6 protein-coding genes are annotated in these 3,393 nt (G+C 31.3%); all 6 read left to right on the forward strand.

Annotated features, from left to right (window positions below; genetic code table 11):
- Positions 1-822, forward strand: an 822-nt coding sequence (locus ACTHW2_RS12155) for an RNA ligase family protein (RefSeq protein WP_442264178.1), incomplete at its 5' end; no start/stop codon positions are given.
- Positions 822-1,355, forward strand: a complete 534-nt coding sequence (locus tag ACTHW2_RS12160; RefSeq protein WP_442264179.1) for a hypothetical protein — start codon at positions 822-824, stop codon at positions 1,353-1,355. The genes ACTHW2_RS12155 and ACTHW2_RS12160, both read left to right, overlap by 1 nt.
- Positions 1,319-1,759: a hypothetical protein gene (locus ACTHW2_RS12165; protein ID WP_442264180.1), complete on the forward strand. Its 441-nt coding sequence runs from the start codon at positions 1,319-1,321 to the stop codon at positions 1,757-1,759. Before ACTHW2_RS12160 ends, ACTHW2_RS12165 begins: the two co-directional genes overlap by 37 nt.
- Before the next feature lie 79 nt (positions 1,760-1,838).
- On the forward strand, positions 1,839-2,138 hold the full coding sequence (locus tag ACTHW2_RS12170; protein WP_442264181.1) for a hypothetical protein: 300 nt from the start codon (positions 1,839-1,841) through the stop codon (positions 2,136-2,138).
- Positions 2,139-2,154: 16 nt separating this feature from the next.
- Entirely contained in the window at positions 2,155-2,910 is a 756-nt protein-coding gene (locus ACTHW2_RS12175) for a PhoH family protein (RefSeq protein ID WP_442264182.1), read from the forward strand.
- 61 nt (positions 2,911-2,971) lie between these two features.
- A complete protein-coding gene (locus ACTHW2_RS12180; protein WP_442264183.1) occupies positions 2,972-3,232 on the forward strand; it encodes a hypothetical protein in 261 nt (86 codons plus the stop codon).
- Positions 3,233-3,393: the final 161 nt, after the last annotated feature.

Below are 3,393 nucleotides of genomic sequence, written 5' to 3' on the forward strand. Positions count from 1 at the left end.
TTGGTTGTCCAAGAGAAACTAGATGGTAGTAACGCCAGCTTTACAATGGAAGATGGAGAGTTAGTGTGTTTCTCTCGTAGAAAAAAACTAAACGAAAATGAAACGTTAAATGGTTTTTATAATTGGGCACATGAAAACATAGAAGAGTGGATGTTTGGTTTTCTTGAAGGATATATCATATTCGGAGAATGGTTAGTTAAGCATAAGGTTCAGTACAAAAAAGAGTGTTACGAAGAATTTTATGTGTTTGATGTATATGATAAAAAGAAAGAAATGTACTTACCACCAGAAAGCGTTATGATTATCGCAGAAGATTTAAATTTAAAACACGTAGAATATTTAATGGTCATGCCTCCATCTAATCAATTGAGTAATATTCAACCTCAAGACATTCAAGATTTAGTAGGAAAGTCAGATATGACAGTTAAGCCTAACACAGGTGAGGGTATTGTTATTAAATATCTTGATGGAAAATCTGAACATGAGGATTATTACAAAATTGTATCAAATGAATTTAAAGAATTTAATAGACAGAAGATGAAAACAGAGATTAAAAATAATGATTCAGTAGCAGATTATGCTGTTACTAGACCTCGAATGGAAAAAATGATTTTCAGAGCTATCGAAGAAGAACGATTATCAGAAGACAATATAGAATTAGAGAACTTTGGTCCTATTATGAAAGAAGTTGGACAAGATTTTGTAGACGATATTATGGAAGAAGAGAAAGATAACATGCTCAAAATCATTGAGAAGCAGATTAAAAAGAAAATGCCACATATATTAAGAGAAATATTGCAAGAAAAAGGTGGTATTCAATAATGAGTAAGATAATTATGTCTCTGGACTACGGATTTGCCAATTCTGGAGTCTGTGTTTCCAAGATTATAGACGATAAAATCACGATTTTATACTCTAACACTCTCCTTTCTGATAAGAAATTAGATACTATTCCTAGAATTTCAGGATTAATTGATAAGATATTAGAATTATATGATGAGTATAATCCTGATGTAATCGTACGTGAGAGTCCATTTATAGGACGCTCAGCAACAGCTAAGAGTGTTTTATATGCACACGCCCTATTAGAATTAGAACTCCACAATAGACAATTAGAGATAGAAGAAATTCACAATGCTACACTAAAAGCATATTGTAGAAAATATTTAACAGAGAAGGCATTCTATACCAAAGAAGAGTTAAAACAATTCGATAAGAAACAGATAGTGGCAGAGTTTCTAAAAGCTTATTTTTCTAGTGATATGCCAGAGATATACACTGCTCGTGGTAAATTGAAAGATGATGAGGCTGACGCTATTTGTTTATCAATACATTACAAGGAGAAGATGTTATGAAGATTAAAACTAAAAAGGTAATCACAGAGAAAGAATATTTACACTATGTAATTGATAACACTGATTTTCTATCTATCTCACACGATTTTATCCATGTTAACCATGATACTGTACATTCAGATATTGCACTAGAGCTTCATGACCTAAATAACACTACCTGTGCAAACACTTGGGTTGATAGTAAAGGTGAGACTGTTTTTGAGGTAGATATAGAAGAAGAAATTACATTAACAACACCACTACCCTCTATGTTACACGTTTGGGAAACTGAAGTGTTAGGCAGAGAGATGAAGGAAGTTGAAAATAAATCTATTGCGTCACAATATACGGGATGCAGTACAGAATTTTGGCTAAAAGAAGATAGTAAAATGACTTTAATCTGGAAAGATGGAAAATTAATTTAAAATAAGTGTTGACATTGTAACTTCCTCATGCTATACTTGTATTAACAAATAAAACAAAACAAAGAAAAGAGGAGTTACAATGATTACATTATTAATTATTATTTTTATTATCTGCATGGTAGTTATGAAGATGAAGGATTCGCCTGAACAAGAAAGAGAGCATCAAGCAAGATATTTAGGAGAAGATTTTGCGGATAAAGAGTATTATAGAAAAGAAGCTAAAAGACAAATTAAAGAGGAAGATAAGCAGGAAGCAGCTGAAAGACCTTTTAATATGTTTATACCTATGAGACAAGGATATACTTTACCTGACAGAGTAAAAGAAAGACAATATAAATTAGCTAAGCTAGATGAGTTAAACAAAGAGAATAATAAATAAGGATGGTAATGTTAATATGGCAGAATTGTTAAAAGAATTAGAATATAAGTTAAAAAACTATACTTTAGTTAAACGTAATATGTTAAAACATGGAGTATTTCATAATTTTTTAGCAAAAGCAACAAGTGAACAATTAGATTTTATGGAAGATTTTTTCAATGATGATGTATTGGTGTTAACAAACTCATCAAAAAGTGGTAGTGCAAAAACATTTACAAGTGTTGTATGTGCATATGCCGACTACTTAAACTCAATGGATTTAGAGGAACAGCAAGAAGTTATATTTATTATGAGTCCAGTGGAAGAAAAATCATTAGGTTTTAGAGGTGGAAGCGCAAATGAGAAAGCAATGGATTACTTTTCCCCACTCCATGATGCATTGATTGAATTAGAATTAAACCCTATGCAAGTAGTAAAAACTTTACTAGAGATGGACCCTAATGTTGATGATAATAAATTAGGTGATGCATTTGTCACACAGGCAGTGCATACATTTCTGAGAGGGTCTAATATTAAAAACAAAACAGTGATAATTTCAGAAAGTCAAAACTTCACAAAAGGCGAACTTAAAAAAACATTAACACGCATACACGATAGTTGCACAGTAATTATTGAAGGACAGCCAGAGCAATCAGATATTAATAGAACTAAAAGTGGGTTTGAGCCATATATAGAATTGTTTAAAGGTCAGAGTTTCGCTAGACACCATGAATTTAGCGTCAATTTCCGAGGAATAATTGCTACTGTAAGTGATTCACTAGATTGGAAGTAATACTATGAAATAAGGTATTGACACCCTTTAATTAGGGTGTTATACTAAAGGAGGAGTTATTATGAAGAAATTATCAAACAGTTTTCAAAATGGAACTATTTGGACTAAGTTAGTATGGATAGTTGGTTTAGCGTTAGCATTGATTGTTGGTTGGATTATTATTCAATCAGTAATGTTTTTCTTGCAAGCTACAATAGGATTTATTGGATTAATACTATTATCAATCCCTATTAGTATGGCAATAATTGCATTTAGTATTATGAGGCACCCTCGTAAGAAAGATTATCATGAGTATTCTAGCTACACACAAAAATATTTATAAGGAGAATAGATAATATGAATTTAGATAAGGATAAATTAACTTATAATGGTGGAAATATGACTACTTTTGGAGCAAGAGATTTTTGTTTGAAAGTTAATGATATGATTGAAGGAGCAGGGTTATCTGTTTACACACCATCGAACAATAAAAAAATTAATTCT

Origin of the sequence: Tissierella sp. (genome assembly GCF_052089545.1) — a bacterium.
In the GTDB taxonomy this organism is placed as follows: Bacteria; Bacillota; Clostridia; order Tissierellales; family Tissierellaceae; genus Tissierella_A.